Origin of the sequence: Klebsiella ornithinolytica (assembly GCF_030505655.1) — a bacterium.
Lineage (GTDB): Bacteria > Pseudomonadota > Gammaproteobacteria > Enterobacterales > Enterobacteriaceae > Klebsiella > Klebsiella ornithinolytica.
In genome coordinates this window covers 5050749-5075849 of the sequence record NZ_CP130153.1, presented here as the reverse complement: position 1 = coordinate 5075849, position 25101 = coordinate 5050749, and the positions used below count along the sequence as shown (strand labels likewise).

Annotated in this window: 30 protein-coding genes; 19 read left to right on the top strand and 11 right to left on the bottom strand. The window is 56.1% G+C overall.

From position 1 onward, the window contains the following. Window positions 1-68: 68 nt before the first annotated feature. The 4 genes from Q1L34_RS24020 to rlmB all read left to right on the top strand — a co-directional run bounded on the left by Q1L34_RS24020 (window position 69) and on the right by rlmB (window position 3484). Complete coding sequence (locus tag Q1L34_RS24020; protein WP_077266794.1) at window positions 69-1076, top strand: taurine ABC transporter substrate-binding protein; 1008 nt, start codon at window positions 69-71, stop codon at window positions 1074-1076. Next, window positions 1073-1843: an ABC transporter permease gene (locus tag Q1L34_RS24015; protein WP_004857068.1), complete on the top strand. Its 771-nt coding sequence runs from the start codon at window positions 1073-1075 to the stop codon at window positions 1841-1843. The genes Q1L34_RS24020 and Q1L34_RS24015 overlap by 4 nt, the downstream gene beginning before the upstream one ends. Beyond that, window positions 1843-2619, top strand: a complete 777-nt coding sequence (locus Q1L34_RS24010; RefSeq protein ID WP_004857070.1) for an ABC transporter ATP-binding protein — start codon at window positions 1843-1845, stop codon at window positions 2617-2619. The genes Q1L34_RS24015 and Q1L34_RS24010 overlap by 1 nt, the downstream gene beginning before the upstream one ends. A 133-nt stretch (window positions 2620-2752) precedes the next feature. Beyond that, window positions 2753-3484, top strand: coding sequence for a 23S rRNA (guanosine(2251)-2'-O)-methyltransferase RlmB (gene rlmB, locus Q1L34_RS24005; RefSeq protein WP_004857074.1), 732 nt, complete (start codon window positions 2753-2755; stop codon window positions 3482-3484). A gap of 81 nt (window positions 3485-3565) precedes the next feature. Here the strand turns inward: rlmB and Q1L34_RS24000 are convergent, their stop codons facing one another. Continuing rightward, the gene (locus Q1L34_RS24000; protein WP_004857076.1) at window positions 3566-4864 is read right to left on the bottom strand and encodes an MFS transporter; all 1299 of its coding nucleotides are present in this window, start codon (window positions 4862-4864) and stop codon (window positions 3566-3568) included. A gap of 196 nt (window positions 4865-5060) precedes the next feature. Here Q1L34_RS24000 and Q1L34_RS23995 point away from each other — a divergent pair, with 196 nt between their 5' ends. Further along, window positions 5061-6698, top strand: coding sequence for an isovaleryl-CoA dehydrogenase (locus Q1L34_RS23995; protein ID WP_004857079.1), 1638 nt, complete (start codon window positions 5061-5063; stop codon window positions 6696-6698). On the opposite strand, the gene yjfN is transcribed toward Q1L34_RS23995, so the two are convergent. Then, window positions 6689-6964: a DUF1471 family protease activator YjfN gene (yjfN, locus tag Q1L34_RS23990; protein WP_004857081.1), complete on the bottom strand. Its 276-nt coding sequence runs from the start codon at window positions 6962-6964 to the stop codon at window positions 6689-6691. The two genes, Q1L34_RS23995 and yjfN, sit on opposite strands and share 10 nt — an antisense overlap. A 141-nt stretch (window positions 6965-7105) precedes the next feature. Then, complete coding sequence (gene bsmA, locus Q1L34_RS23985; protein WP_004857084.1) at window positions 7106-7414, bottom strand: biofilm peroxide resistance protein BsmA; 309 nt, start codon at window positions 7412-7414, stop codon at window positions 7106-7108. Window positions 7415-7623: 209 nt separating this feature from the next. Here bsmA and yjfP point away from each other — a divergent pair, with 209 nt between their 5' ends. Then, a complete protein-coding gene (yjfP, locus tag Q1L34_RS23980; protein ID WP_064359455.1) occupies window positions 7624-8340 on the top strand; it encodes an esterase in 717 nt (238 codons plus the stop codon). Here yjfP and ulaR read toward each other — a convergent pair. Both ulaR and ulaG read right to left on the bottom strand, forming a co-directional pair. Then, window positions 8337-9092: an HTH-type transcriptional regulator UlaR gene (gene ulaR, locus Q1L34_RS23975; RefSeq protein ID WP_004128109.1), complete on the bottom strand. Its 756-nt coding sequence runs from the start codon at window positions 9090-9092 to the stop codon at window positions 8337-8339. The two genes, yjfP and ulaR, sit on opposite strands and share 4 nt — an antisense overlap. 117 nt (window positions 9093-9209) lie before the next feature. Beyond that, complete coding sequence (gene ulaG / locus Q1L34_RS23970) at window positions 9210-10274, bottom strand: L-ascorbate 6-phosphate lactonase (protein WP_015585323.1); 1065 nt, start codon at window positions 10272-10274, stop codon at window positions 9210-9212. Window positions 10275-10639: 365 nt separating this feature from the next. Here ulaG and ulaA point away from each other — a divergent pair, with 365 nt between their 5' ends. From ulaA to Q1L34_RS23940, 6 genes are read left to right on the top strand one after another with little or no spacing between them, the layout of a single operon-like run. After that, complete coding sequence (gene ulaA / locus Q1L34_RS23965) at window positions 10640-12040, top strand: PTS ascorbate transporter subunit IIC (RefSeq protein ID WP_004857096.1); 1401 nt, start codon at window positions 10640-10642, stop codon at window positions 12038-12040. 12 nt (window positions 12041-12052) lie between these two features. Further along, a complete protein-coding gene (gene ulaB / locus Q1L34_RS23960) occupies window positions 12053-12358 on the top strand; it encodes a PTS ascorbate transporter subunit IIB (protein WP_004857097.1) in 306 nt (101 codons plus the stop codon). Between the two features lie 9 nt (window positions 12359-12367). Then, entirely contained in the window at window positions 12368-12835 is a 468-nt protein-coding gene (ulaC, locus tag Q1L34_RS23955) for a PTS ascorbate transporter subunit IIA (RefSeq protein ID WP_015585321.1), read from the top strand. A 12-nt stretch (window positions 12836-12847) separates the two neighbouring features. Further along, window positions 12848-13498: a 3-keto-L-gulonate-6-phosphate decarboxylase UlaD gene (gene ulaD / locus Q1L34_RS23950; RefSeq protein WP_015585320.1), complete on the top strand. Its 651-nt coding sequence runs from the start codon at window positions 12848-12850 to the stop codon at window positions 13496-13498. Window positions 13499-13507: 9 nt separating this feature from the next. Then, complete coding sequence (locus Q1L34_RS23945; RefSeq protein WP_044349736.1) at window positions 13508-14362, top strand: L-ribulose-5-phosphate 3-epimerase; 855 nt, start codon at window positions 13508-13510, stop codon at window positions 14360-14362. Next, the gene (locus Q1L34_RS23940) at window positions 14362-15048 is read left to right on the top strand and encodes an L-ribulose-5-phosphate 4-epimerase (RefSeq protein ID WP_004857111.1); all 687 of its coding nucleotides are present in this window, start codon (window positions 14362-14364) and stop codon (window positions 15046-15048) included. The genes Q1L34_RS23945 and Q1L34_RS23940 overlap by 1 nt, the downstream gene beginning before the upstream one ends. A 184-nt stretch (window positions 15049-15232) precedes the next feature. Here Q1L34_RS23940 and Q1L34_RS23935 read toward each other — a convergent pair whose 3' ends face one another. Beyond that, window positions 15233-15508, bottom strand: a complete 276-nt coding sequence (locus Q1L34_RS23935; protein WP_015585318.1) for a YdgH/BhsA/McbA family protein — start codon at window positions 15506-15508, stop codon at window positions 15233-15235. 348 nt (window positions 15509-15856) lie between these two features. On the opposite strand from Q1L34_RS23935, the gene rpsF reads away from it, so the two are divergent. Genes rpsF through rplI form a run of 4 tightly spaced genes read left to right on the top strand, consistent with a single transcriptional unit; the run spans window position 15857 to window position 17295 of the window. Then, a complete protein-coding gene (gene rpsF, locus Q1L34_RS23930) occupies window positions 15857-16252 on the top strand; it encodes a 30S ribosomal protein S6 (protein ID WP_004098001.1) in 396 nt (131 codons plus the stop codon). Window positions 16253-16257: 5 nt separating this feature from the next. Further along, a complete protein-coding gene (priB, locus tag Q1L34_RS23925; protein ID WP_004857121.1) occupies window positions 16258-16572 on the top strand; it encodes a primosomal replication protein N in 315 nt (104 codons plus the stop codon). Window positions 16573-16576: 4 nt separating this feature from the next. Continuing rightward, window positions 16577-16804: a 30S ribosomal protein S18 gene (gene rpsR / locus Q1L34_RS23920; protein ID WP_000135199.1), complete on the top strand. Its 228-nt coding sequence runs from the start codon at window positions 16577-16579 to the stop codon at window positions 16802-16804. Window positions 16805-16845: 41 nt separating this feature from the next. Next, window positions 16846-17295, top strand: a complete 450-nt coding sequence (rplI, locus tag Q1L34_RS23915; RefSeq protein WP_004857125.1) for a 50S ribosomal protein L9 — start codon at window positions 16846-16848, stop codon at window positions 17293-17295. A 256-nt stretch (window positions 17296-17551) separates the two neighbouring features. Here the strand turns inward: rplI and Q1L34_RS23910 are convergent, their stop codons facing one another. Then, entirely contained in the window at window positions 17552-18214 is a 663-nt protein-coding gene (locus tag Q1L34_RS23910; protein ID WP_004857130.1) for a LysM-like peptidoglycan-binding domain-containing protein, read from the bottom strand. 356 nt (window positions 18215-18570) lie between these two features. Here Q1L34_RS23910 and bamJ point away from each other — a divergent pair, with 356 nt between their 5' ends. Both bamJ and cycA read left to right on the top strand, forming a co-directional pair. Then, entirely contained in the window at window positions 18571-19191 is a 621-nt protein-coding gene (bamJ, locus tag Q1L34_RS23905) for a BamJ family beta-barrel-assembly machinery protein (RefSeq protein WP_015585317.1), read from the top strand. 306 nt (window positions 19192-19497) lie between these two features. After that, the gene (cycA, locus tag Q1L34_RS23900) at window positions 19498-20901 is read left to right on the top strand and encodes a D-serine/D-alanine/glycine transporter (RefSeq protein ID WP_004857136.1); all 1404 of its coding nucleotides are present in this window, start codon (window positions 19498-19500) and stop codon (window positions 20899-20901) included. Between the two features lie 112 nt (window positions 20902-21013). Here the strand turns inward: cycA and ytfE are convergent, their stop codons facing one another. The 4 genes from ytfE to Q1L34_RS23880 form a co-directional block, all read right to left on the bottom strand. After that, window positions 21014-21676, bottom strand: a complete 663-nt coding sequence (gene ytfE, locus Q1L34_RS23895) for an iron-sulfur cluster repair protein YtfE (protein ID WP_004857139.1) — start codon at window positions 21674-21676, stop codon at window positions 21014-21016. An 82-nt stretch (window positions 21677-21758) separates the two neighbouring features. Next, entirely contained in the window at window positions 21759-22733 is a 975-nt protein-coding gene (locus tag Q1L34_RS23890; protein WP_071359086.1) for a DMT family transporter, read from the bottom strand. A gap of 75 nt (window positions 22734-22808) precedes the next feature. Beyond that, window positions 22809-23633 (bottom strand): AraC family transcriptional regulator, encoded by an 825-nt coding sequence (locus Q1L34_RS23885; protein ID WP_044348250.1) that lies wholly within the window; start codon window positions 23631-23633, stop codon window positions 22809-22811. A gap of 80 nt (window positions 23634-23713) precedes the next feature. Continuing rightward, window positions 23714-24562 carry an SDR family oxidoreductase gene (locus Q1L34_RS23880; protein ID WP_071359087.1) on the bottom strand — a complete coding sequence of 283 codons (849 nt, stop codon included), beginning with the start codon at window positions 24560-24562 and terminating at the stop codon, window positions 23714-23716. A 90-nt stretch (window positions 24563-24652) separates the two neighbouring features. Between Q1L34_RS23880 and Q1L34_RS23875 the strand changes: the two genes are divergently transcribed. Further along, complete coding sequence (locus Q1L34_RS23875; protein WP_015585314.1) at window positions 24653-25030, top strand: winged helix-turn-helix transcriptional regulator; 378 nt, start codon at window positions 24653-24655, stop codon at window positions 25028-25030. Window positions 25031-25101: the final 71 nt, after the last annotated feature.

Sequence of the window (25101 nt, the reverse complement as noted above, 5' to 3'; positions counted from 1 at the left end):
ACTGAATATGATTGAGTCCGGTTCTTTATCCGGGCGTGAAATTTCCGAACTTTCGAAGGGTAAATATAATGAAAAAAATTCTCTGCTTATTCCTTGCAGCGGGTAGTTTATGGGTCAATGTCAGCTTTGCCGATACCCCGGCCGAAGTCCGGGTGGCTTATAGCGGCGGCTCTCAGGTATTAATGTTGGCGAAGGCCGACGGCTCTCTGGATAAAGCGTTAAACAGTAAAGTGAAGTGGGTGCAGTTTGCCTCTGGCGCCGATGCGTTAAATTATTTCGCCAGCAATGCGATCGATATTGCTAATTTTGGATCCAGCCCGGCAGCGGCGGGGATTGTCAGAAAACTGCCGGTGGAGATTATTGGCGTCTCCGGCGTCATTGCCAGCTATGAGCGGCTGATTGGCAAACAGGGCATCAGCAGCCTTAAAGATATCGAAGGCAAGCGCGTGGCCTATCCACCGAACTCGACGGCGCAGTACGCCCTGGAAGCCGCTATCGAGGTCAACAAACTGGATCGCAGTAAGATCACCCTGCTGCCGCTGCGTCCGGCCGATATGGTCGCGGCCTGGAAGCGCGGCGATATCGATGCCGGCTACGTCTGGGCGCCGTTTGCCCAGGAGCTGGAGTCCTCCGGCGGACACCAGGTCTTCGCCACCAAAGATCTGCAAAAAGATGGCTACCTGATTTACAACAACTACGTGGTGCGTAAAGCCTTTGCCGAGCAATATCCCCAGGTGGTGACCGCCTTCCTGCGCGTTCACCAGCAAAAGGTTGACGAATTTAAGCAAGACCCGGAGCGCGCAGCGGCTATCGTGGCGAAAGAAGTTGGTGCCCCGGTGACCACCGCGGCGAATACGCTTGGCGGCCTGGAATACCCCACGCTGAGCCAACAAGGGACGGCGGCATGGCTGGGTAACGGGACGCAAACCTCCGATAGCGGGATCGGCAAAGCGCTGAGTAAAACCTCCGGCTTCCTCGCGGGGATTGGTGAAATCCGCAAACGCGATATTCCGGCGAACTGGGATGCTGCGATTGATTCACGCTATATCCGCGAAGCGGCGGTAGCCGCGCAATGAGATTGAGCCAACATATCGCTATCAGCATCGTCTCGGTGGCGGTTTTTTTTATCGTCTGGCAGGTGGCGGCGACGCGGCAGTGGGTCGACCCGCTGCTGCTGCCTTCCCTGACGGATATCGGCCTCACCACCGAAGAGCTGCTGGCGGATGGCTATCGTCAGGTGCCGCTGTGGGAGCATATCGCGGTGAGCCTCGCGCGCGCCCTCAGCGCCTTTGCGGTCGCAATTATCATCGGCATTCCGCTGGGGCTGCTGATGGGGCTGTCGGATGGCCTCGCCGCCGTGTTAAACCCGTTTGTGCAGTTCCTGCGTCCATTGCCTAAAATCGCCCTGATCCCGCTGGCCGTGGTCTGGCTGGGGATCGGCGAAGCCTCTAAATTCTTCCTGATATTTATCGCCACCTTTTTAAGCGTGGTGGTCGGAGCCTCTGCCGCCGTCGAGCGGATTGGCCGCTCGCGCATTCGCGTGGCGCAAACCCTCGGCGCTTCGCGTAAGCAAATTTTCCTGCGGGTGGTATTGCCGGATGCGCTCCCCGATCTCTTCACCACCGTCAGGCTGTCAATTGGTATCGGCTGGACCTCGCTGATTGCGGCGGAGATGGTGGCGGCCAGTTCGGGCCTGGGCTGGATGGTGATTAACGCCAGCTCCTATCTGCGTACCGACATCGTCATGCTTGGCATTCTGCTGCTGGGCGGCATTGGCTATCTGCTGGATTTATTGTTGCTGGGGCTACAGCGCCTGTTTGTGCCCTGGGCGGGGAAAGAATAATGAGCGCCATCACGCTGGAAAATGTCTCGCTCTCTTTTGCGGCCAGGCCGCAGCCGTTCACGGTGCTTGAGGATATCAGCCTGTCGCTGAATAAAGGGGAGTTTGTCGTTCTGCTCGGCCCTTCGGGCTGCGGGAAATCTACCATTCTCAACCTGGTGGCCGGGTTTACCCAACCGGACCGGGGGCGTGTGGCGGCGGGCGGCAAACCGGTACGCGCGCCGGGGCCGGATCGCGGCATGATTTTCCAGCAGCCGAATCTGTTCCCGTGGCTGTCGGTGCTGGATAACGTCACCTTTGGCCCGCGGCTGGGCAAATACCGCAAACAGGAGGTCAACGCGCGGGCGCTGGACTGGCTGGGGCGCGTGGGCCTGAAAGGGTTTGAGCATCATGCCCCCTGGCAGCTCTCCGGCGGCATGAAACAGCGCGTGGCGCTGGCGCGCGCCTGGCTACCCGGCCCGGAGGTGCTGCTGCTGGATGAGCCATTCGGCGCGCTGGATGCGCAAACCCGGCTGATGATGCAGGAGCTGCTGCGCGAGGCCTGGCTTTCGACCGGCACCACGCTGCTGTTCGTGACGCACGATGTCGAAGAGGCGCTGTTTCTCGCCGACCGCATTCTGATTATGTCAGCGAAACCGGGAAAAATTGTCGAAGAGATTATCCTGCCCTTCGACCGCGAACGGGATATCGAAACACTGGCGGAACACCCGCGCTACAGCGAGATTAAGCATCACGTTTTGCACCGGGTGCGCCAGGAGGCAAAACGGCATTTAGGTTAAACGCGACGTCCGGCGGCGGGCAGTTTAATCGGACAAGAGTCGATTTGAACGCTATGTCGGTTATAATAGGCGCAAGTGAAGTGGTTCACGGCCCAATTAACCCGGCGCATACCGCCCCAGATGAGTACCTTTAATGAGTGAAATGATTTACGGCATCCACGCGGTGCAGGCCCTGCTCGAGCGCGCTCCAGAGCGTTTTCAGGAAGTTTATATTCTGAAAGGCCGCGAGGATAAACGCCTGCTGCCGCTGATCCATGCGCTGGAAGCGCAGGGCGTGGTGATTCAGGTGGCTAACCGTCAGTTTCTTGACGAGAAAAGCGAAGGTGCCGTGCATCAGGGGATTATTGCCCGGGTGAAGCCGGGACGTCAGTATCAGGAGAACGATCTCCCGGACCTGCTTGCCTCGCTTGAGCAGCCGTTCCTGCTGATCCTCGATGGCGTCACCGATCCGCACAACCTCGGCGCCTGCCTGCGTAGCGCCGATGCCGCCGGAGTACACGCGGTGATTGTACCGCGCGACCGTTCCGCCCAGCTGAACGCGACCGCGAAAAAAGTGGCCTGCGGCGCGGCGGAAAATGTCCCGCTGATCCGCGTCACCAACCTCGCGCGCACCATGCGCCTGCTGCAGGAAGAGAATGTCTGGATCGTCGGCACCGCGGGTGAAGCGGACCATACCCTGTTCCAGAGCAAAATGACCGGCCCGATGGCGCTGGTCATGGGGGCGGAAGGGGAAGGGATGCGTCGTCTGACCCGTGAACATTGCGATGAGTTAATCAGTATCCCGATGGCGGGCAGCGTCTCTTCATTGAACGTTTCTGTCGCGACCGGGATTTGCCTGTTTGAAGCGGTGCGCCAGCGTAGCTGATATGTTTGCCGGGTGGCGACTGCGCCTTACCCGGCCTCCAGAACCGTAGGCCCGGCAAGCTTGCGCCGCCGGGCAATTTTGTCACTCATCCAGCGACCGCAAATGGTCGTTTTTCTTCAGCGTCATCAGCGCGAAAATACTCACCACCGCCGTTGCCATCACGTAATAAGCCGGAATATCGAGGTTCCCCGTCTGCTTAATCAGACCGGTGATAATCAGCCCTGCGCATCCCGAGAAAATCGCGTTCGACAGTGAATACGCCAGCCCAAGCCCGGTGTAACGTACTTTGGTCGGGAACATCTCTGACAGCATCGCGGGTCCTGGGCCCGCCAGCATGCCGACTAATCCCCCGGCCACCAACACGACCAGCGCTTTTACCAGCAGCGTGCTGGATTCCGCCTGCAGAATTTTCAGCAGCGGGAGCGCCAGAATGAGCAGCAGCACGGCGGCAACCACCATCACGTTGCGGCGTCCCCATTTATCGCTAAGTATCCCGGCGGGCAGAATCGTCATGGCGAAACCAATATTGGAGATCACCGCAATCAGCAATGCCTGATTAAAACCGGTATGCAGCGAGGATTGCAGATAGGCGGGCATAATCACCAGATAGGTGTACCCCGCAGCGGACCAGACCATCAGGCGGCCAATGCCGGTCAGAATGGCCTTCAGCGTCTGGCCGACGTTCGCCGTGGGCTGCGGATACTGTTGTTGCTGCTTCTGCTGACGGAGAAAGCCCGGCGTCTCTTCCATCTTCACCCGTAGCCAGAGCGCCACGCCACCCATCGGTATGGCGAGGAAGAAGGGCAGGCGCCAGCCCCAGGCGTACAGCTCCTCCGGGCTCAGAACGACTGAAATCAACGCCACGATGCCCGCCCCCGCCAGCAGCCCTAATGCCACGGTAAAGGATTGCCAGGCGCCATACAGCCCGCGTTTGCCGCGTGGGGCGAACTCGGTCATCAGCGATACCGCGCCGCCATACTCACCGCCGGCAAACAGGCCCTGAAGAATGCGCAGTCCCGTCAGAATCAGCGGTGCGGCAATCCCGATACTGGCATAAACCGGCACCAGGCCAATGGCTGTCGTCGCCAGGGTCATCATTACCAGCACGATAATCAGCGTGGGCTTACGGCCAATACGATCGCCGATCCGACCAAAAATAATGGCGCCTAACGGGCGGAAGAAGAAAGCGATCGCGAACGACGCGTAGGTCAGAATCAGGCCGGTCAGCGGCGCTTCCCCTGCAAGCTGAAAGAAGTTGCGGGCGATAACCGTCGCCAGGAAGCCATATACCGCGAACTCGTACCATTCAATAAAGTTGCCGATAGAGCCGGCGATCAGCGCGCGTTTATGCGCGCCCATTGTGGTTGTTACGGTCTGCATAAATCATCCTGATATGAGCAAAAAAGTTACAAATGAATAAACTATTCCATACATTTCCTATTATGAAATTTAAAATTCTTGTGGCTGTGATGGGCTTCACGAAGGGGCAGATGGTTTATTTGTGACCGGACTCGCGGGCGATGTCCGGTGAGGGTAGCCATACTGAATAGTAATGCCAATGACGCAAGGAGACAGTATGGCCTGGCAAACGCATACCGTGTTCAATCAGCCTGCGCCGCTGATGAACAGCAATTTATTTCTGTCGGATAGTGCGCTGCGTGAAGCCGTAACGCGCGAAGGGGCCGGATGGGACAGTGATTTACTGGCCAGTATCGGCCAACAGCTGGGGGCGGCGGAGTCGCTGGAGCTGGGGAGACTGGCGAACAGTAATCCGCCGGAGCTGCTGCGCTACGATGCGACCGGTAGCCGGCTTGATGATGTCCGGTTTCACCCTGCCTGGCACTTGTTGATGCAGGGGCTGTGTGCCAACCGGGTGCATAACCTTGCCTGGCAGGAGGAAGCCCGCGCAGGCGCCTTTGTCGCGCGCGCCGCCCGCTTTATGCTGCATGCGCAGGTGGAAGCGGGGACGCTGTGTCCGGTCACCATGACCTTTGCGGCTACGCCACTGTTACAGCAGGCGCTACCCACACCTTTTAGCGACTGGCTGCCCCCCTTGCTGAGCGACCGCTACGATCCGCATCTGGCGCCGGGCGCTCAGAAACGTGGGGTGCTAATTGGCATGGGGATGACGGAAAAGCAGGGGGGATCTGATGTCCTGATCAATACCACCCGGGCGGAAAAAACTGCCGAAGGCTTTTATCATCTGGTCGGTCACAAATGGTTTTTCTCGGTTCCGCAAAGCGATGCGCACCTGGTTCTCGCTCAGGCGCCGGAAGGTCTCTCCTGCTTTTTCGTGCCCCGTCTGCTTCCCGACGGTCAGCGCAATGCGCTGCATCTGGAGCGGCTGAAAGATAAGCTCGGCAACCGCTCGAATGCCAGCAGCGAAGTCGAATTCGTTGAAGCCTGCGGCTGGCTGGTGGGTGAAGAGGGCGATGGCGTTCGGCAAATCCTCAAAATGGGCGGGCTCACCCGTTTCGACTGCGCGCTCGGCAGCCACGCCTTAATGCGTCGGGCCTATTCGGTGGCGCTCTATCACGCGCTGCAGCGCCAGGCATTCGGTAAGAATCTGGTCGATCAGCCGATGATGCGTCAGGTGCTGGGCCAGATGGCGCTGCGCCTTGAAGGGCAGACCGCCTTTCTATTCCGTCTGGCGCGGGCGTGGGATAGCCGTGATGACGCCAGAGAGGTCCTCTGGGCACGCTTATTTACGCCGGCGGCGAAGTTTGCCATCTGCAAATCCGGGATTCCGTTCGTCGCAGAGGCGATGGAGGTGCTGGGCGGGATTGGCTACTGTGAAGAGAGCGAGCTGCCGCGCCTGTATCGTGAGATGCCGGTCAATAGTATCTGGGAAGGCTCAGGCAATATCATGTGTCTGGACGTGATGCGGGTACTCGGTAAACATCCGGCGGCGCTGGAGCTGCTGGCGGCGGAGTGCGCAGAGGTGAAGGGGCAGAATCGCCATTTCGACCGTACGTGGCGGCAGTTGCACCAGCTGCTACGGCGGCCTGCGGAAGAGCAGGGTAGAGAGATAGCCCGCCGGGTTTATATGCTCGGCGTCGGTGCGCAGATGCTACGCTACGCCTCGCCGCCGCTGGCGGAGGCCTGGTGTCGCATGATGCTCGACACGCGCGGCGGTATGCGGCTGGATGAGCCGACGCTGGAGGATTTACTGCTACGTGCGATGGGGCGTGGACGTCAGGCGCCTCAGGCGTAAAGAATGGCCTGGACTCGCCAGTTATCCGGCTGCTGCTCCTCGTACATCTGTACGATGCGATACCACGATGCGCCTTGTTCATCGGCCTTTACGGCGATGGCATGCTCGACGTCCTGCTGGCTGCCGGCAATATTATTGACCGAGATCAGGCCAATTTCATTGAGGCCGGTGACGCAGTCCGCGCTGGCGAATTCCGCTGACTGTGCGCAGGTGTTTGCTGTCGCTGTGGTCAGCAGCAGAGCGGGTAGGGTAAAAGATCGTTTCATCGTCGTCAGCTCCATTTCACGTAGTCCCGAGGGCAGTCCGTTGCTAACGTCCTGCCAGGTTGGCTGGCCGAACGTTATTATGCACAGGAGAACGTGAATGGACGCAAAGCAGTGTAAAGCTGGCTAAAAGACGGTGTACCGCTATTTACGGTACAGAATCGCTTGCGAATACCACTGGCCGGGAACCATGGTGTCATCAATCATGATGATGACGTAGTAATCCGCTTTAGCCGTTTCTGCCTTCGCTTTCAACGCCGCTTCGACATCCATCGGCGAACCGTACATCAACACGCTCACCGTCCCCATTTTTTGTAGCCCTGTCGTCTGGTTACGGTGAATCTCTTGCGGATGGTCGGTTGCGGGTGGTGGCGCTTCTGGCGTCCCTTGCAGGGCACTACAACCGCTCAGTGCGATAGCCAGAAACCACGGTGTTAACCTGCGCATAACCATATCTCGTTTCCTGATAGTCATAGTGTAGTGGTAGCCTGAATGTCATTTCCGGGGAATGTTCCCGAAGTGTTATCTCTGACGCGATTTTCGAATGAAAATATCGTGAAAGCGTAACCGAGTTCTCAACATTATGAATCATGGCGAACCTGGTTTCTTGCTGAATATGTCAGCCTATGACATACCCTCATTTTAGTGAAAGGAGATGGTCAATGATTGCTCTCGAAATACGTCGTCTGGCGGGGGGCGAAGTGCTACATGCCTGCCCGCAGTATGCACTGGATAAGCCATTGCCCTGCATCATCTTTTATCACGGCTTTACCTCCTCAAAGCTGGTGTACAGCTACTTCGCCGTAGCGCTGGCGGAAGCCGGTTTTCGGGTCATTATGCCCGATGCGCCAGAGCATGGCGCACGTTACGATGGCGATGATCGCGGACGAATGCAGCGCTTCTGGCCGATTTTACTGCAAAATTTTGCCGAGTTTCCGGCCTTGCGCGAGGCGGTTATCGGGCAGGGCTGGGTTGAAGGGGATCGTCTGGCGGTCGCCGGGGCATCAATGGGCGGCATGACGGCGCTGGGAATAATGACCCACCATCCGGAACTAAAAAGCGTGGCTTGTCTGATGGGCTCCGGCTATTTTACCCGGCTCTCGCAGAGCCTGTTCCCTTCGCCTGCCGTCAGTGCCGAACGGTTGGCTGAGTGGGATGTCACTCAGCAGCTCAGCACGCTGGCCAACAGACCGCTATTGCTCTGGCACGGCGAGGAAGATGACGTGGTGCCGCCTGAAGGTACCTTCAGGCTCCAGCAGGCGCTGCGGCAAAACGATCTGGATACTCACCTGACCTGCATCTGGCAAAAAGGGGTTCGCCACCGGATAACGCCGGAGGCGTTAGCGGCGACGGTGGCATTTTTTCAGCGCAGCCTTTAAACGCGAATGACCTGAACACCCTGATCCTCAAGCTGCTTGAGGATCGCTTCATCCGCCTGTTTTCCGGTAATCACCAGGTCGATTTGCCCGGCCTGGCTGAACAGCATTCCGGCGCGTTCGCCAACTTTGCTGCTATCTACCAGCACCGCGAGTTTGCCAACGACGTTAAGCATTTTTTGCTCGGCCATCGCGGTAAGCATATCGGTTTTATATAGCCCTTCGGCGGTCAGCCCTTTGCCGCTGGTGAACATCCAGTGCCCGGCATACAGGCTATTTTCACTGCCCTGCGGGCTCAAGGTGATGGAGTGGCTACGGTTATACTGTCCACCCATAATGATGACGCTGTCGTGTTCCTGGTCGATCAGGTAATTGGCCAGCGGCAGATAGTTAGTAATGATCTGTACTGGCTTACCGCACAGCTCTTGCCCCAGCAGGAATGCGGTAGAGCCGCAGTTGATGACGATGCTTTCGCCCGGGTTAACCAGTTGCGAAGCCGCCCGCGCAATGCGTACTTTCTCGTCGTGGTTTTGGGCCTGGTGAATGTTCATCGGCGACCAGCGCGGGCGCTGCTCGCTGATGGCTTCAGCGCCATTGCGGACTTTTTTCAGCTTACCGCTTTCGTCGAGTTTATTGATATCGCGTCGTGCCGTTGCCGGAGAAATTCCCAGCCGGGAAATCACCTGCTCCACGGTGACAAATCCCGTTTGTGCCAGCAAATCCAGTAAAATTTGATGTCTTTGCGCTTCCGTCATGAGCAAATCCGATTAAAAGTGATAAGCAAAGATGATATTTGAAATCAGGTGAAAATACTAATGCTGACGGGATAATTTCCGGCGAGGGGGCAAGGACTTCCGCTCGCCGGATGAATCTTACAGGAATGACTTGAAAGGCAGGTCCGGTTCCATGGTAAAGCAGTCGTCGAATCCGCGCGGATAGTGGTATTCGAAGTTGTCTTTATCCAGTGGCCAGGTGAATTTCCCACCCACCTGCCAGATGAAAGGCTTAAAGCCATACTTCAGGCGGTCTTTCTTCATCTCCCACAGAACGCGTATTTCCTGCGGATCAGCCTGGAAATTTGACCAGATATCGTGGTGGAACGGGATGACTACTTTGGTGTTCAGAGACTCGGCCATGCGCAGGATATCGGCGCTGGTCATTTTGTCGGTGATACCACGCGGGTTCTCGCCATAGGACCCCAGCGCCACGTCGATCTGGTGTTCGTTACCGTGTTTCGCATAGTAGTTGGAGTAGTGAGAATCGCCGCTATGATACAGATTACCGCCCGGCGTTTTGAACAAGTAGTTTACCGCGCGCTCATCCATTCCGTCCGGCAGCACGCCAGCCGCTTTTTGAGCCGCAGGTAAGGTTATCAGGGCGGTACGGTCAAAAGCGTCGAGCGCGTGGATTTCAACATCTTTTATTTTTACGACATCGCCCGGTTTCATCACGATGCAGCGCTCTTTCGGGACGCCCCAGCCAATCCACAGATCGACGCAGGTTTGCGGGCCGATAAACGGCACGTCATCCGCACAGTTTTGCATGACGGCGGCAGCAACGTTTACATCAATGTGATCGTTATGATCGTGTGTGGACAGCACCGCATCAATCTGGCGAATAGCGAAGGGATCCAGTACAAACGGAGTGGTACGCAGGTTTGGCTGGAGCTTCTTAACGCCTGCCATACGCTGCATCTGATGGCCTGCTTTCATCAGTGGGTTCCCGTGGCTTTGTTTGCCGGTACCGCACCAGAAATCGACGCAGATATTGGCTCCGCCTTCGGATTTCAGCCAGATGCCCGTACAACCCAACCACCACATAGCAAAAGTGCCTGGCGCAACCTGCTCTTGTTCAATTTCTTCATTCAGCCAGCTGCCCCACTCTGGAAAAGTATTCAGGATCCATGACTCGCGGGTGATGGTTTGTACTTTACTCATTGATTTTTACCTCACGTTTTGTCAAAAGAAATCATTTGTTGATTCATTTTGATAAATACTGGCACCATTTTTTCAGGATTGCAATCCTGCATTTCGCCATCTACGAGATGTTTTTGGTAGGTGAATGGGAGGTAAATGCTTGTTTCATGATGCCTTCATGTCATCATTTAATTGATTTATATTGATTATTTTGTGATTTTAGAAAATGAGAATTAATACGGTAACGGTTTGAATGATTATTTGCGGCGTGTGTCACACTTAATCAAATATAATCTTGTTGTGATTACTTTTGATTATTAGAGTGATTGCAACAACAAACCCTGGGCGTAGCGTGCGTTCAGAGATTCCACCTTCTGGAGTGTGTTATGGAGATTCTCTACAACATCTTTACCGTTTTCTTTAATCAGGTGATGACCAACGCCCCTCTGCTGCTGGGGATCGTGACGTGCCTGGGCTATATCCTGCTGCGTAAAAGCGCCAGCGTGATTGTAAAAGGTACGATTAAAACGATTATCGGTTTTATGTTGTTGCAGGCAGGGTCCGGCATTCTGACCAGTACCTTTAAACCCGTCGTCGCGAAAATGTCTGAGGTTTACGGCATCAACGGTGCTATCTCCGATACCTATGCCTCTATGATGGCGACCATTGAGCGGATGGGGGAGGCCTACAGCTGGGTGGGCTATGCCGTGCTGTTAGCTCTGGCGCTGAATATTTGTTACGTATTGCTGCGGCGCATTACCGGTATTCGCACCATCATGCTGACCGGGCACATCATGTTCCAGCAGGCGGGGCTGATTGCCGTCTCTTTCTATATCTTCGGGTATCCGATGTGGACGACTATTATCTGCACGGCGGTACTGGTGTCTCTCTATTGGGGCATTACCTCCAACATGATGTACAAGCCGACCCAGGAAGTTACCGACGGCTGCGGATTCTCCATCGGACATCAGCAGCAGTTCGCCTCATGGATTGCTTATAAGGTCGCACCTTATCTGGGGAAAAAAGAAGAGAGCGTTGAAGATCTTAAGCTGCCAGGCTGGCTGAATATTTTCCACGACAACATCGTTTCCACGGCTATTGTAATGACCATTTTCTTTGGTGCGATCCTGCTCTCCTTCGGCATCGACACCGTCCAGGCGATGGCGGGAAAAACTCACTGGACGGTGTATATCCTGCAAACTGGTTTTTCGTTCGCCGTCGCTATTTTTATTATCACTCAGGGCGTGCGTATGTTCGTCGCCGAACTTTCCGAGGCGTTCAACGGGATCTCCCAACGCCTGATCCCCGGTGCCGTGCTGGCGATTGACTGTGCGGCGATTTATAGCTTTGCGCCGAACGCCGTTGTCTGGGGCTTTATGTGGGGCACCATTGGCCAGCTTATCGCTGTCGCTATCCTGGTGGGCTTCGGCTCTTCCATCCTGATTATTCCGGGCTTTATTCCGATGTTCTTCTCGAACGCGACTATCGGCGTCTTTGCGAACCACTTTGGCGGCTGGCGCGCGGCGCTCAAGATTTGTCTGGTGATGGGGATGATTGAAATTTTCGGCTGCGTCTGGGCGGTGAAGCTCACCGGTATGAGCGCCTGGATGGGCATGGCGGACTGGTCAATTCTGGCGCCGCCGATGATGCAGGGCTTTGCCTCTATCGGTATCGCGTTTATGGCCGTCATCATCATTATTGCACTGGCCTATATGTTCTTCGCAGGACGCACGCTGCGTGCTGAAGAGGACGCGGAAAAACAACTGGCAGATGCTTCTGCTCAATAAGGAGTTTTGACTATGACCGTACGTATTCTGGCTGTATGTGGCAACGGGCAAGGAAGTTCCATGATCATGAAGATGAAAGTGGACCAGTTTTTGACTCAATCAAATATTGATCACTCAGTGAACAGTTGCGCGGTGGGTGAATACAAAAGTGAATTAAGCGGCGCGGATATCATCATCGCCTCTACTCATATTGCCGGGGAGATTACTGTCTCCGGCAACAAATACGTGGTCGGCGTGCGCAACATGCTATCGCCTGCGGATTTTGGCCCAAAACTGCTGGAAGTGATCAAAGAACATTTCCCACAGGATGTGAAGTAAGGACGCCAAATGAAATTACGTGATTCGCTTGTCGAGAATAACTCCATTCTTTTGCAGGCAGATGCCAGTACCTGGCAGGAAGCCGTAAAGCTAAGCGTTGATTTATTGGTGAAGGCTGACGTGGTTGAGCCGCGCTACTACCAGGCCATTCTGGATGGCGTTGCTCAGCATGGGCCCTACTTTGTGATTGCGCCCGGTCTGGCGATGCCGCACGGACGCCCGGAAGAGGGGGTTAAGAAAACGGGCTTTGCGCTGGTGACGCTGAGGAAGCCGCTGGCTTTCAACCATGAGGATAACGACCCGGTCGACATCCTGATCACCATGGCGGCCGTTGATGCCAATACCCATCAGGAGGTAGGCATCATGCAGATCGTCAATCTGTTTGACGATGAAGCGAATTTCGACCGTTTACGTGCCTGCCGCACCGTGCAGGAAGTACTGAATTTAATTGATAACGCCACGACGGCGGCCTTCTAAAAGGAGCATCAAATGTCATTACCTATGTTGCAGGTTGCGCTGGATAATCAATCAATGTCTTCCGCGTATGAAACGACACGCCTGATTGCCGATGAAGTGGATATTATTGAAGTTGGCACCATTCTTTGTATTGCCGAGGGCGTACGCGCCGTGCGCGACCTGAAAGCACTCTATCCCCACAAAATCGTGCTGGCGGACGCCAAAATTGCCGATGCCGGCAAAATTCTCTCTCGGATGTGCTTTGAAGCGCATGCCGACTGGGTGACTGTTATCTGCTGTGCAGATATCAACACCACCAAAGGTGCGCTGGATGTGGCGAAAGAATTTAACGGTGATGTACAGATCGAACTAACCGGCTACTGGACCTGGGAGCAGGCGCAGGAATGGCGCGATGCGGGCATTCAACAAGTGGTTTATCACCGTAGCCGCGATGCGCAGGCCGCTGGCGTAGCGTGGGGGGAGGCGGATATCAGCGCCATCAAGCGCTTGTCCGACATGGGCTTTAAAGTCACCGTTACCGGCGGCCTGGCGCTGGAAGATCTGCCGCTGTTCCAGGGTATTCCGATTCACGTCTTTATTGCCGGTCGCAGCATTCGCGACGCTGCTTCCCCGGTAGAAGCTGCACGGCAGTTTAAACGTTCTATTGCCCAGCTATGGGGCTAAGGAGCGGTTATGTTGTCGAAAAAAATTCCGCTCGGCATCTATGAAAAGGCGCTCCCTGCCGGGGGACGCTGGCTGGATCGTTTGCGACTGGCGAAAAAACTCGGTTTTGACTTTGTCGAAATGTCGGTGGATGAAACTGACGCTCGGCTGGAACGGCTTGACTGGAGCCGGGAGCAGCGCCTGGAGCTAGTCAATGCGATTGCTGAAACCGGGGTACGGGTGCCCTCTATGTGCCTCAGCGCCCACCGGCGCTTCCCGCTTGGTAGCGAAGATGACGCGGTACGGGCGCAGGGGCTGGAGATCATGCGCAAAGCCATTCAGCTGGCGCAGGATGTAGGCATTCGGGTGATTCAGCTTGCGGGTTATGACGTTTACTACCAGGAAGCCAACAACGAGACGCGCCGTCGTTTCCGGGATGGCCTGAAAGAGAGCGTCGAAATGGCGAGCCGCGCGCAGGTGACGCTGGCGATGGAGATTATGGATTACCCGCTGATGAACTCGATCAGTAAGGCGCTGGGCTACGCACACTACCTGAATAATCCGTGGTTCCAGCTCTATCCGGATATCGGCAACCTGTCAGCATGGGATAACGATGTGCAGATGGAGCTACAGGCCGGGATGGGTCATATCGTGGCGGTACATGTGAAGGATACTAAACCCGGCGTCTTTAAAAACGTCCCGTTTGGTGAAGGGGTCGTTGATTTCGAGCGTTGCTTTGAAACGCTCAAACAAACCGGCTACTGCGGACCCTACCTGATTGAAATGTGGAGCGAAACGACCGACGATCCGGCAGCGGAGGTGGCGAAAGCCCGCGATTGGGTGATGGCGCGGATGGCCAGTGCCGGGCTGGTGGAGGCGGCATAATGCAAAAAATTAAGCAGCAGGTTTTTGAAGCCAACATGGATTTACCGCGCTACGGCCTGGTGACCTTTACCTGGGGTAACGTTAGCGCGATCGATCGCGAACGCGGGCTGGTGGTAATTAAGCCTGGCGGTGTGGCCTATGAGACGATGAAAGTGAACGATATGGTGGTTGTGGATCTGCAGGGTAACGTGGTGGAAGGACGGTATCGTCCTTCTTCCGATACCGCCACCCATCTTGCGCTCTATCGCCGCTATCCGAGCCTTGGCGGCGTGGTGCATACCCACTCGACACACGCGACGGCCTGGGCGCAGGCCGGGCTGGCCATTCCCGCGCTGGGAACGACCCACGCAGACTACTTCTTTGGCGATATCCCCTGCACCAGGGCGTTGAGCCCGCGGGAAGTCGAAGAGGCTTATGAACTGAACACCGGGCTCGTGATCATCGAAACGCTGGGCGAGATAGACCCGCTCCTTACGCCGGGGATTGTGGTGTATCAACACGGACCTTTTACCTGGGGTAAAGATGCGCACGATGCGGTGCATAACGCGGTGGTGATGGAAGAAGTGGCGCGGATGGCGTGGATTGCTCGCGGAATCAATCCGCTGCTCAAGCCGATCGATAGCTGGCTGATGGACAAACACTTTATGCGAAAGCACGGACCAAATGCCTATTACGGGCAAAAGTAAGTCATGTGCTCCGGAGCCATTCATCTTGATGATGAATTAACCGGTCTGCTCCGGAGCCATTTTCGTATCGTTGGCAAACGCATGCCAGCAAGCGTCCGTTCACAAACTATCGCTTCGGCGAAAACGTCGAGGCGATGGCATTAAGACTTCACCCCGTGACGGGGCGAAGTCAAAGAGTCGGCTATTAGCGATAAATGGCTGCGCTGGCATGAATCACGCCGTTGCTTTCCGGTTCGTGAATCAGGATCGGCTGAAAATATTTTGCGCCTTGCGCATCGCTCAGCTGATTAAGTGCCCGATCGGCCTCTTGCTCAGTCGCCATATTATGGTTGATATAGATAACGCCCAGGCTCTGCACATCGTCCATGTTGCGTGCCTGGCGCCCATCGATTTTGATGGCTGCGAGCGCGTTGGCGCTCAGTAAAAGCGCAGCCAAAGCGGCAATGATGATGTATTTCATACTCTACGCTCCTGACGTTCTGTCGGCCATGCTGGCGTTAAATCCGGGATCCTCCTGGGTTACCGATAGCTCTGATATAAGTGTAATCTCTGGCTACCGTGGGTATCGCGACCATTTCTGATGAAGTTGTTCAAAAAAGTGTCGCTGGTGCCGTTGATTAATTTTAAATCACTGACTTAGCGCGGCTTTACCGTTAGTGCGAATTATTTGCGCAATTTGCTTGTCTTAAAGGGGCGGCGAAAGTAGAATGACGCGTCAATTTTTCGGCCGCCCTTTAACACGTTCCTTGCCTCCATGGGCCGCGGCTGACCCAGACAGGAGGCTGAATAATCCGTAAGGAGCAATTCGATGCGTCATTACGAAATCGTTTTTATGGTCCATCCTGACCAGAGCGAACAGGTTCCGGGTATGATCGAACGTTACACTGGTGCAATCACTGCAGCAGAAGGTACGATCCACCGTCTGGAAGACTGGGGCCGCCGTCAGCTGGCTTACCCGATCAACAAACTGCACAAAGCTCACTACGTTCTGCTGAACGTTGAAGCTCCGCAGGAAGCGATCGATGAGCTGGAAACTAACTTCCGCTTCAACGACGCCGTTATCCGCAGCATGGTAATGCGTACTAAGCACGCTGTTACCGAAGCATCTCCGATGGTTAAAGCGAAAGACGAGCGCCGTGAGCGTCGCGAAGATTTCGCAAACGAAACCGCAGATGATTCTGAAGCTGGGGATTCTGAAGAGTAATCCTGATGACCAATCGTCTGGAGCTGTCCGGCATTGTTTGCAGGACGCCACTTCGTAAGGTCAGCCCGTCAGGAATTCCACACTGCCAGTTCGTGCTTGAGCATCGTTCAGTGCAGGAGGAAGCCGGTTTTCACCGGCAGGCATGGTGTCAAATGCCCGTGATTATTAGCGGACACGAGAACCAGGCCATTACTCACAGTATAACGGTCGGTAGCGCAGTGACCGTTCAGGGGTTCATCTCTTGCCACAAGGCAAAGAACGGCCTGAGCAAAATGGTTCTGCATGCCGAGCAGATTGAATTGATAGATTCTGGAGACTAGCCAAATGGCACGTTATTTCCGTCGTCGCAAGTTCTGCCGTTTCACCGCGGAAGGCGTTCAAGAGATCGACTATAAAGATATCGCAACGCTGAAAAACTACATCACCGAAAGCGGTAAGATTGTCCCAAGCCGTATCACCGGTACCCGTGCAAAATATCAGCGTCAGCTGGCTCGCGCTATCAAACGCGCACGCTACCTGTCCCTGCTGCCGTACACTGATCGTCATCAGTAATCGGTCACGGTCCATTAATACGACTTTGAGAGGATAAGGTAATGCAAGTTATTCTGCTTGATAAAGTAGCAAACCTCGGTAGCCTGGGTGATCAGGTTAACGTTAAAGCGGGCTATGCTCGTAACTTCCTGGTACCACAGGGCAAAGCTGTTCCTGCTACCAAGAAAAACGTTGAGTTCTTCGAAGCGCGCCGCGCTGAACTGGAAGCCAAACTGGCTGACGTTCTGGCCGCTGCTAACGCACGTGCTGAAGCAATCAACGCACTGGGCACCGTTACCATCGCGTCTAAATCTGGCGACGAAGGTAAACTGTTCGGTTCCATCGGTACCCGCGACATCGCTGACGCTGTAACTGCAGCTGGCGTTGCTGTTGCTAAGAGCGAAGTTCGTCTGCCGAACGGCGTTCTGCGCACCACCGGTGAGCACGAAGTGGACTTCCAGGTTCACAGCGAAGTCTTCGCGAAACTGGTTGTTAACGTTGTAGCTGAGTAATTTTTTACTCAGTTCGCGTCGAGACGCCGGCCTTGTGCCGGCGTTTTGCTTTTCTGCATTCCCCTTCTGTGGTTCTCTCCTGACACAATTGCAATATCAGGCCGTCAATGACCAATCCTTTGAGTGGGAGGCGTTGGTATGAGCGGACGCGACGCGGTACCAAATGAAGCGGGAAAAAGGGCACGGGAAGGAGACGGGGCGCCTTTGCGCAGGCCGGGCGTGATACCCGGCATGACCCGTGGATTCTTTACGGCGATTAGCGCGCGCGAATAAAACTGCCGTTCGCCTGACGGGTAAACAGCACCTGCTGTCCGCCGCCGGTATCAATTGTCAGGCCGGTCACCACGCCATTCGCGTTCTGGCGAATTTGCACCGTCTGCCCGGTTTGCAGCGAACTGAGCGGTTTGCCCGGACCTTCTACCTGGGCCATCGCATAGACGTCGGTTGGCGGCAGATTATGATCGCGGAACAGCTGGGCCAGGGTTTTACCCGCTTCTATGCGATAGGTACGCCACTGCTGCTCAATTCCCGGTGCCGACTGCTGCTGCTGTTGCTGCGGCTGAGAGTAGGCCTGGCTTTGTCCCTGATCCACCGGTTCGTCCTGAACCGGCTCCGGCGCCACCGGCGCCATCTGATCGGCGTCATTCACCGTCGGCGTAGTGGTAATCGGTGGCAGCGGCATGGCCTGTTGGGAAGATTGCGGCTGGGACTGCGATTGCAGGTCGATATTGGCTTCGCGGCCACTTTGTACCGGGCTGCTGCTCTCCTCTGACGGGAGCAGTATGCCGATAATCACCAGCAACGCGCCGGCAATGATGCCCCGGCGATGCATGGGCGGCAGCGGATCCATAATGCGAATATGATCCGGGGCGTGCCAGATCTTCGCCAGGGTAGGTGTGATGTCAAAGCGCCCGGGCATGGCTTTCCTCCTGCTCCGCATATTTTTATCCTGCTCTCCGTAGAGTATAGATGGCTAACTTCCTGATGGCCGAGACAAAGATATGTTTCGTGAGGTTAACCTGATATCTCCTATTGTTTCTGTTTCCCTCAGATTTGTCATCATCTCCGCGACAAAGTTTTACCCATCGGACGATGGCTGATATGCTGCCCACCACTTTATGCTCGTCGCGCTTCGAGTTGCTGATGCGCTGGCTGCGCCTGCCTGCACTGACCACACTGTGGCCTGTCCTGCCGGTGAATCATCCGCATGCCGCCTTCTTGCTATCTGGAATCCGTCGAGTATGAAATTTCCCCCCCGAAAAATAAGGAAAGAAGATGGCAACCCCGACTTTTGACACTATTGAAGCGCAGGCAAGTTACGGCATCGGCTTGCAGGTTGGACAACAGCTGAGCGAATCCGGCCTGCAGGGGCTGCTGCCTGAAGCACTGGTTGCCGGCATTGCCGATGCGCTGGAAGGCAATCAGCCGCAGGTGCCGGTGGAAGCCGTTCACCGCGCGCTGCGTGAAATCCACGAACGCGCTGACGCGGTACGTCGCGAGCGTTTCCAGGAGATGGCGGCCGATGGCCAGAAATACCTGGATGAAAACCGCGAGCGTGAAGGCGTGAACAGCACCGAATCCGGTCTGCAGTTCCGCGTTCTGACCCAGGGTGAAGGCGCGATCCCGGCGCGTACCGACCGCGTCCGCGTGCATTACACCGGTAAACTGATCGACGGTACCGTATTTGACAGCTCCGTGGCCCGTGGCGAACCGGCTGAGTTCCCGGTGACCGGCGTGATCGGCGGCTGGATTGAAGCGCTGACCCTGATGCCGGTGGGTTCCAAATGGGAACTGACTATTCCGCACAACCTGGCCTATGGTGAGCGCGGCGCCGGTGCTTCTATTCCTCCGTTCAGCACCCTGATCTTTGAAGTCGAACTGCTGGATATTATCTAATCAGCAGGTGCTTCCTCTCCCTTAAGGGGGAGGGAGCGACTAAAAATAGCGCAAAATACTTAAGTTAGGAATTTGTTGGAATTTTATGTTGCCCTCAGGCTTTTTAGGTGTATTTTTGTGAGCTGTTTCGCGCTGCAGGAGTGATATAACACTCACTTTAAACATAAAATTAACATTATATCTAAATCATAGTATTCATCCCTCTGATTCTTACCTAATATCGATAAACCCTTTTTCAGGGTAATGACAAATGACGGGCCATCAGAGCCTGAACAACACAGACAGGTACAACAGGAAGAAAATCACATGGTAGATCAGGTTAAAGTCGCTGCCGAAGAGCAGGCTCCGACTGAACAATCGCTACGGCGAAATCTCACGAATCGACATATTCAGCTCATTGCCATTGGTGGCGCCATCGGGACGGGGCTGTTTATGGGATCCGGCAAAACCATCAGCCTCGCCGGGCCATCCATTATTTTTGTTTATATGATTATCGGCTTTATGCTGTTTTTCGTGATGCGCGCGATGGGCGAATTACTGCTGTCGAATCTGGAATATAAATCGTTCAGTGATTTTGCCGCCGACCTTCTGGGGCCGTGGGCCGGCTATTTTACCGGTTGGACCTACTGGTTCTGCTGGGTTGTGACCGGGATGGCCGACGTGGTGGCGATTACCGCCTACGCCCAGTTCTGGTTCCCTGGACTTTCCGATTGGGTGGCCTCGCTGGCGGTGATCCTGCTGCTGCTGAGCCTTAACCTTGCCACCGTGAAAATGTTCGGTGAGATGGAGTTCTGGTTCGCAATGATCAAAATCGTCGCCATTGTGGCGCTGATTGTGGTCGGCCTGGTGATGGTGATGATGCATTTCAAATCGCCGACCGGCGTGGAGGCGTCTTTTGCCCATCTGTGGAATGACGGCGGCTGGTTCCCGAAAGGTATCAGCGGATTCTTTGCCGGCTTCCAGATCGCGGTCTTCGCATTCGTCGGTATTGAGCTGGTAGGGACCACCGCTGCAGAAACCAAAGATCCGGAAAAATCCCTGCCGCGCGCGATTAACTCCATCCCGCTGCGTATTATTATGTTCTACGTCTTCGCCCTGATCGTGATTATGTCGGTGACGCCGTGGAGCTCCGTGGTGCCGACCAAGAGTCCGTTCGTCGAACTGTTTGTCCTGGTGGGCCTGCCGGCGGCGGCCAGCCTGATTAACTTTGTGGTGCTGACTTCGGCCGCCTCTTCGGCTAACAGCGGCGTGTTCTCAACCAGCCGTATGCTGTTCGGTCTGGCGCAGGATGGTCAGGCGCCGTCGATGTTTGCCAAGCTGTCGAAACGTGCGGTACCGGCGAAAGGGCTGACCTTCTCCTGTATGTGCCTGCTGGGCGGCGTGGTGATGCTGATGGTGAACCCGAGCGTGATTGCCGCCTTCACCATGATTACCACGGTATCGGCGATCCTGTTTATGTTCGTCTGGACCATTATTCTGTGCTCGTACCTGGTCTACCGTAAAAAGCGTCCGCATCTGCATGAGCAGTCCAAATATAAGATGCCGCTGGGTAAGCTGATGTGCTGGGTCTGTATGGCGTTCTTCGTCTTCGTGCTGGTGCTGTTGACGCTGGAAGCCGACACGCGCGAAGCGCTGATCGTCACCCCGCTGTGGTTTGTTCTGCTGGCGGCAGGTTGGTTCTTTGCCGGTAAGAAGCGTCTGGCGAAATAAAAAAATCTTCGGCAAAGATTTTTAACGTTGCTTGCAACGGCCCGTCATAAAAAAAGGCCACCGGGGTGGCCAATAAGACTGACAATGTCGAGGGCGCCTGCGGGCGCCTTTTTTATTTTCCGGCGAGGGCACGCGGAAACAGAACGTTGTTCTCCAGGCTGATATGTTCCATCAGATCGTCGATCAGTTGGTTAATGCCGTTGTACATCGCTTTCCACGTGGTGCAGGCTTCCGGCGGCGGGGTGACATTGTTGGTGACATGCTTAATCACTTCCAGCAGCTCGCCCGCTTCGTCGTGTTCGCTTTCCATGACGCTGATAGGGCCGGCGGCCTGAGTCCCCATGCCCTGTTTGATCATCGGGAACAGGATCTGCTCCTCTTTCATCATGTGGCTGGAGAGCTCCTGATGCAGCATGGTCAGGTATTTGGCTAAGCCGTTCGGCACGTTGGGCTTATCGGCATGCACTCGTTCAACTTTGGTCGCCTGCAGGATAAGCTCCGGCAGCTGTTCGCGATGGCGATCGTGGTAGCGAACGATGATATGGTCGATGATTTCGGCATACGGTGCGCTACGCCAGTCTTTCTCTACCGGCTCTTCCGCCAGTCTGGCCAGTTCGGCTTCGATCGCCGCGACGTCCAGCTCCTTGCGCGATGCGGCGCGTTCCAGCGTCTGTTTGCCGCCGCAGCAGTAGTCCATATCGTATTTACGGAACAGCGCGGAGGCGCGCGGAATCGTCAGCGCCAGCTCGCCTAAAGGTTGGTCACGAAAAGCCATAGCGAATACCTCGTCTTTAAAAATATAAGATGTATATTAAATGCATCTTATAGGCAAGGGAATACCCCTTTCGGATACCAGGCTATTTTTTATTCTCGCAGACCCGCTCCACGACCACCGGTTTTTGTGGTCGGGAACAGACCGCGTAGACCACGCCAACAACCAGTAGCAGGATGCCGCTGAGCGTCAGCAGCGGTGGCATGCTTTGTCGTAACAGGAAGGTATACAGCAGGCCCGCCAGCGTTTCGAAGACGATGAGCGGCCCGAGAATGACCGTTGGCAGCTTCTGGCTGGCGATATTCCAGCACAATGCGCCGACCCAGGAGCAGAGGACGGCAATGGCCAGCATCAGCGTTACGAAGAGCAGGGGGCGCGGGCCAAAGGGAAGCGGGAAGTCGACCTGCTGAGCATGCAGCCATCCGCAGGCAATCAGATAACCGGCCAGCGAGACCGGTAGCGTCACCAGCGCCTGCGCCGTCGCCCACATCATCGGATGCTTATCCGGGTTTTCCCGCAGCCAGCGCGCATTGCGCAACGCGTACCAGGCCCAGCAGGCCACCGATACCAGCGCCAGACCAATACCGGAACCGTAGCGCCAGATACTGAAATTGGGCAGTCCCTGGCGCAGTTCGGCAACATTGACGCACACCAGGCCGACAGCGATACAGGAGAGTGCAGGAAAGAGACGTCGCCACGGTAGCTTACCGTCACGCTGGCTGTAGAGCAGGTTAGCCATCACCGGCAGCACGACCGGAAGCGTGCCGATAATCATCGTCGATACCGGCGCGCCGGTGCGCTGAATGGCGCTGGCGAGACAAACGTAATAGATCAGGTTGCCCATCATGGTCAGCCCTAGCGCCGTCCACCAGTCTTGCCCGGAAAGCTGCCGCAGTCGCGCGCGACCGAGCCACGCCAGCGGTAGGGCAATCAACCCCAGCGCCAGATAGCGTCCCATGGATTGCAGTACCGCCGGGTATTCCGGCACCAGCACCGGGCCGACGAATATTAACCCCCACATCATCCCCGCCAGCAGGGCATACAACACACCACTAATCATCACGCCATCCGTACCGGTTTCAGTTGGCTAAAGTGTAGAAGAGGCCGCGTCGGGAATATTGTATGAGATTGCGCATTAGCGCCGGGCGACCTGCTTTTGATAGCGCACCGGGGTGATGCCATAGCGGCGGGTAAAGGCGCGGGTCAGGTGTGACTGATCGGTCAGACCGCTGGCGGCGGCCACTTCGGCAGCGGGCATTCCGTGGGTGAGGAAGGCTTTGGCGCGCCACAGGCGAATGGCCATCAGCATCTGATGGGGCGTGACGTGGAAATGCGCCTTAAACTGGCGCTGAAAGTGGTACGGGCTCAGGGAGGCAACCTGCGCCAGCTCATCAAGGGAGACGGCGTGCATATAGTTGTCATGCAGATAATCGCGCACGCGCTCGAAACGGTGGGTGGCTTCCGCGATAACCGGGGCGTGATGGGCCAGCGGGCGGAAGGTATCAATCACGTCGAGCAACAGACCCTGTTGAGCCAGCGGATCGTCGGTATGCCATAAGCCATAAATAAGCTGACAGAGCCGCTGCGAGCGCTGCGGATCCTGACGAACCACCTCACGGAACCACCAGTGGCGCACGCCGGTGACCTCTTCCAGCATCTGCGGTTCCAGATAGACCATACGGTAGCGCCAGCCGTCGGCGGTGGCCGCTTCTCCGGTGTGCAGTTCGTCAGGGTTCATGGTAACGATGGAGTTAACCGGAGCGACGTACTGGCTGCCGCGATAGCGAAAACGCTCGGCGCCGAGCTCAATTGCACCGATGCCGAAGGCTTCATGGGTATGTGGTTCGAAGGCGTAGCGGGAGATATGGGCATGGTACAACTCAACGCCAGGCAGCTGCGCCGGATGGCGAAAGCGCGCGCTGTCTCTCTCATCGTTGAACTGTTCCGGTACGCCCTGCATTGTGTTTCTCCCGACGGATATCCTTTTATTATTGGGGATGACCCGCCGGGAAGCTACAAAAATTAACCTTTTTGTAACCGTTACAGAATGCCTTTGATGCTCTCAGCCAGCGGTGTCGTCGGGCGACCAATCAACGCGCTCAGGGTGCGGCTGTCGTCAAACAGGCCGCCTTTGGCGGCGCCGACATCGGAGTCAGCGAGCATGTCCGCCAGCCCTGCCGGCAGGCCAACGCTCTTCAGCGCAGCGGCGAAGTCGGCTTCGCTCAGGTTCTGATACACCACGTTTTTACCGCTCTGCTTGCTCAGTGCGGCAGCCAGTTCGCTCAGGGTCCAGGCTTCATCGCCGGCCAGCTCGTACACTTTCCCGGCATGGCCCTCTTCAGCGATAACGCGTGCGGCGGCCTCGGCATAATCGGCGCGGGTCGCCGAGGCGATTTTTCCGTCGCCCGCAGCACCGATAAACACCCCATGCTCAAGCGCCGGCGGCGCGCTGGCGAGATAGTTCTCGGTGTACCAGCCGTTGCGCAGCAGAGCATAAGGGATACCGGAGTCGGCGAGCATTTTCTCGGTTTCAACATGCTCAACGTGCAGGCCAAGCGGCGATTTATCGGCATGCAGCAGGCTGGTGTAAGCGATAAATTTTACCCCGGCGGCTTTGGCGGCATGAATGACGTTACGGTGTTGCGGGGTACGCTGACCGACTTCGCTGGAGGAGATCAGCAGCAGTTTATCGACGCCCTGCAGCGCCGCGGTGAATGCCGCTTCGTCGGTATAATCGGCCTGGCGGACCACAATACCCTGCTGGCTCAGCGCTTCGGCTTTTGCCGGGTTACGCACAATGGCCACAATCTTGCTGGCGGCCGTGGTTTTTAACAGATTCTGTAGGACGAGGTGGCCAAGCTGGCCGGTCGCGCCGGTAATAGCGATCATCAGTCTTCTCCTTCGTGTTGCGTGACAGTTGTGGTAAGCTAACACCTTAACTAACTTTTAGTAAGTACGTACAAAAAGGTAAGTATGAAAATGGCGAATCCGACGCTGAGCGAAAAAATGCGCGACGGGAATCTGTTTGCCGAGCAGTGCCCGTCACGCGATGTGCTGAAGCACGTGACCAGTCGCTGGGGGGTATTAATCCTGGTGGCGCTGCGCGGAGGAACCCATCGCTTCAGCGAGCTACGCCGTAAAATGGGCGGGGTCAGCGAAAAGATGCTGGCTCAGTCGCTGCAGGCGCTGGAGCAGGATGGCTTTATCAATCGGGTCTCGCGACCGGTCGTCCCGCCGCACGTAGAGTATAGCCTGACACCGCTTGGCGAGCAGGTTAGCGCGAAAGTGGCGGCGCTGGCGGACTGGATTGAGCTTAATCTGCCCGCGGTTCTGGCGAACCACGAGCAGATGGCATAACCACGGCGAATGCCCGGGCAGCGGCCGAGGCTTTACCCGGGCGGTTTCCCGCCGGGTAAAGCATCACGCCA

Coding starts and splice junctions, on each gene's coding strand:
- Q1L34_RS24020 (WP_077266794.1), top strand. CDS start 69: ATGAAAAAAATTCTCTGCTTATTCCTTGCAGCGGGTAGTTTATGGGTC.
- Q1L34_RS24015 (WP_004857068.1), top strand. CDS start 1,073: ATGAGATTGAGCCAACATATCGCTATCAGCATCGTCTCGGTGGCGGTT.
- Q1L34_RS24010 (WP_004857070.1), top strand. CDS start 1,843: ATGAGCGCCATCACGCTGGAAAATGTCTCGCTCTCTTTTGCGGCCAGG.
- rlmB (WP_004857074.1), top strand. CDS start 2,753: ATGAGTGAAATGATTTACGGCATCCACGCGGTGCAGGCCCTGCTCGAG.
- Q1L34_RS24000 (WP_004857076.1), bottom strand. CDS start 4,864: ATGCAGACCGTAACAACCACAATGGGCGCGCATAAACGCGCGCTGATC.
- Q1L34_RS23995 (WP_004857079.1), top strand. CDS start 5,061: ATGGCCTGGCAAACGCATACCGTGTTCAATCAGCCTGCGCCGCTGATG.
- yjfN (WP_004857081.1), bottom strand. CDS start 6,964: ATGAAACGATCTTTTACCCTACCCGCTCTGCTGCTGACCACAGCGACA.
- bsmA (WP_004857084.1), bottom strand. CDS start 7,414: ATGGTTATGCGCAGGTTAACACCGTGGTTTCTGGCTATCGCACTGAGC.
- yjfP (WP_064359455.1), top strand. CDS start 7,624: ATGATTGCTCTCGAAATACGTCGTCTGGCGGGGGGCGAAGTGCTACAT.
- ulaR (WP_004128109.1), bottom strand. CDS start 9,092: ATGACGGAAGCGCAAAGACATCAAATTTTACTGGATTTGCTGGCACAA.
- ulaG (WP_015585323.1), bottom strand. CDS start 10,274: ATGAGTAAAGTACAAACCATCACCCGCGAGTCATGGATCCTGAATACT.
- ulaA (WP_004857096.1), top strand. CDS start 10,640: ATGGAGATTCTCTACAACATCTTTACCGTTTTCTTTAATCAGGTGATG.
- ulaB (WP_004857097.1), top strand. CDS start 12,053: ATGACCGTACGTATTCTGGCTGTATGTGGCAACGGGCAAGGAAGTTCC.
- ulaC (WP_015585321.1), top strand. CDS start 12,368: ATGAAATTACGTGATTCGCTTGTCGAGAATAACTCCATTCTTTTGCAG.
- ulaD (WP_015585320.1), top strand. CDS start 12,848: ATGTCATTACCTATGTTGCAGGTTGCGCTGGATAATCAATCAATGTCT.
- Q1L34_RS23945 (WP_044349736.1), top strand. CDS start 13,508: ATGTTGTCGAAAAAAATTCCGCTCGGCATCTATGAAAAGGCGCTCCCT.
- Q1L34_RS23940 (WP_004857111.1), top strand. CDS start 14,362: ATGCAAAAAATTAAGCAGCAGGTTTTTGAAGCCAACATGGATTTACCG.
- Q1L34_RS23935 (WP_015585318.1), bottom strand. CDS start 15,508: ATGAAATACATCATCATTGCCGCTTTGGCTGCGCTTTTACTGAGCGCC.
- rpsF (WP_004098001.1), top strand. CDS start 15,857: ATGCGTCATTACGAAATCGTTTTTATGGTCCATCCTGACCAGAGCGAA.
- priB (WP_004857121.1), top strand. CDS start 16,258: ATGACCAATCGTCTGGAGCTGTCCGGCATTGTTTGCAGGACGCCACTT.
- rpsR (WP_000135199.1), top strand. CDS start 16,577: ATGGCACGTTATTTCCGTCGTCGCAAGTTCTGCCGTTTCACCGCGGAA.
- rplI (WP_004857125.1), top strand. CDS start 16,846: ATGCAAGTTATTCTGCTTGATAAAGTAGCAAACCTCGGTAGCCTGGGT.
- Q1L34_RS23910 (WP_004857130.1), bottom strand. CDS start 18,214: ATGCCCGGGCGCTTTGACATCACACCTACCCTGGCGAAGATCTGGCAC.
- bamJ (WP_015585317.1), top strand. CDS start 18,571: ATGGCAACCCCGACTTTTGACACTATTGAAGCGCAGGCAAGTTACGGC.
- cycA (WP_004857136.1), top strand. CDS start 19,498: ATGGTAGATCAGGTTAAAGTCGCTGCCGAAGAGCAGGCTCCGACTGAA.
- ytfE (WP_004857139.1), bottom strand. CDS start 21,676: ATGGCTTTTCGTGACCAACCTTTAGGCGAGCTGGCGCTGACGATTCCG.
- Q1L34_RS23890 (WP_071359086.1), bottom strand. CDS start 22,733: ATGATTAGTGGTGTGTTGTATGCCCTGCTGGCGGGGATGATGTGGGGG.
- Q1L34_RS23885 (WP_044348250.1), bottom strand. CDS start 23,633: ATGCAGGGCGTACCGGAACAGTTCAACGATGAGAGAGACAGCGCGCGC.
- Q1L34_RS23880 (WP_071359087.1), bottom strand. CDS start 24,562: ATGATCGCTATTACCGGCGCGACCGGCCAGCTTGGCCACCTCGTCCTA.
- Q1L34_RS23875 (WP_015585314.1), top strand. CDS start 24,653: ATGGCGAATCCGACGCTGAGCGAAAAAATGCGCGACGGGAATCTGTTT.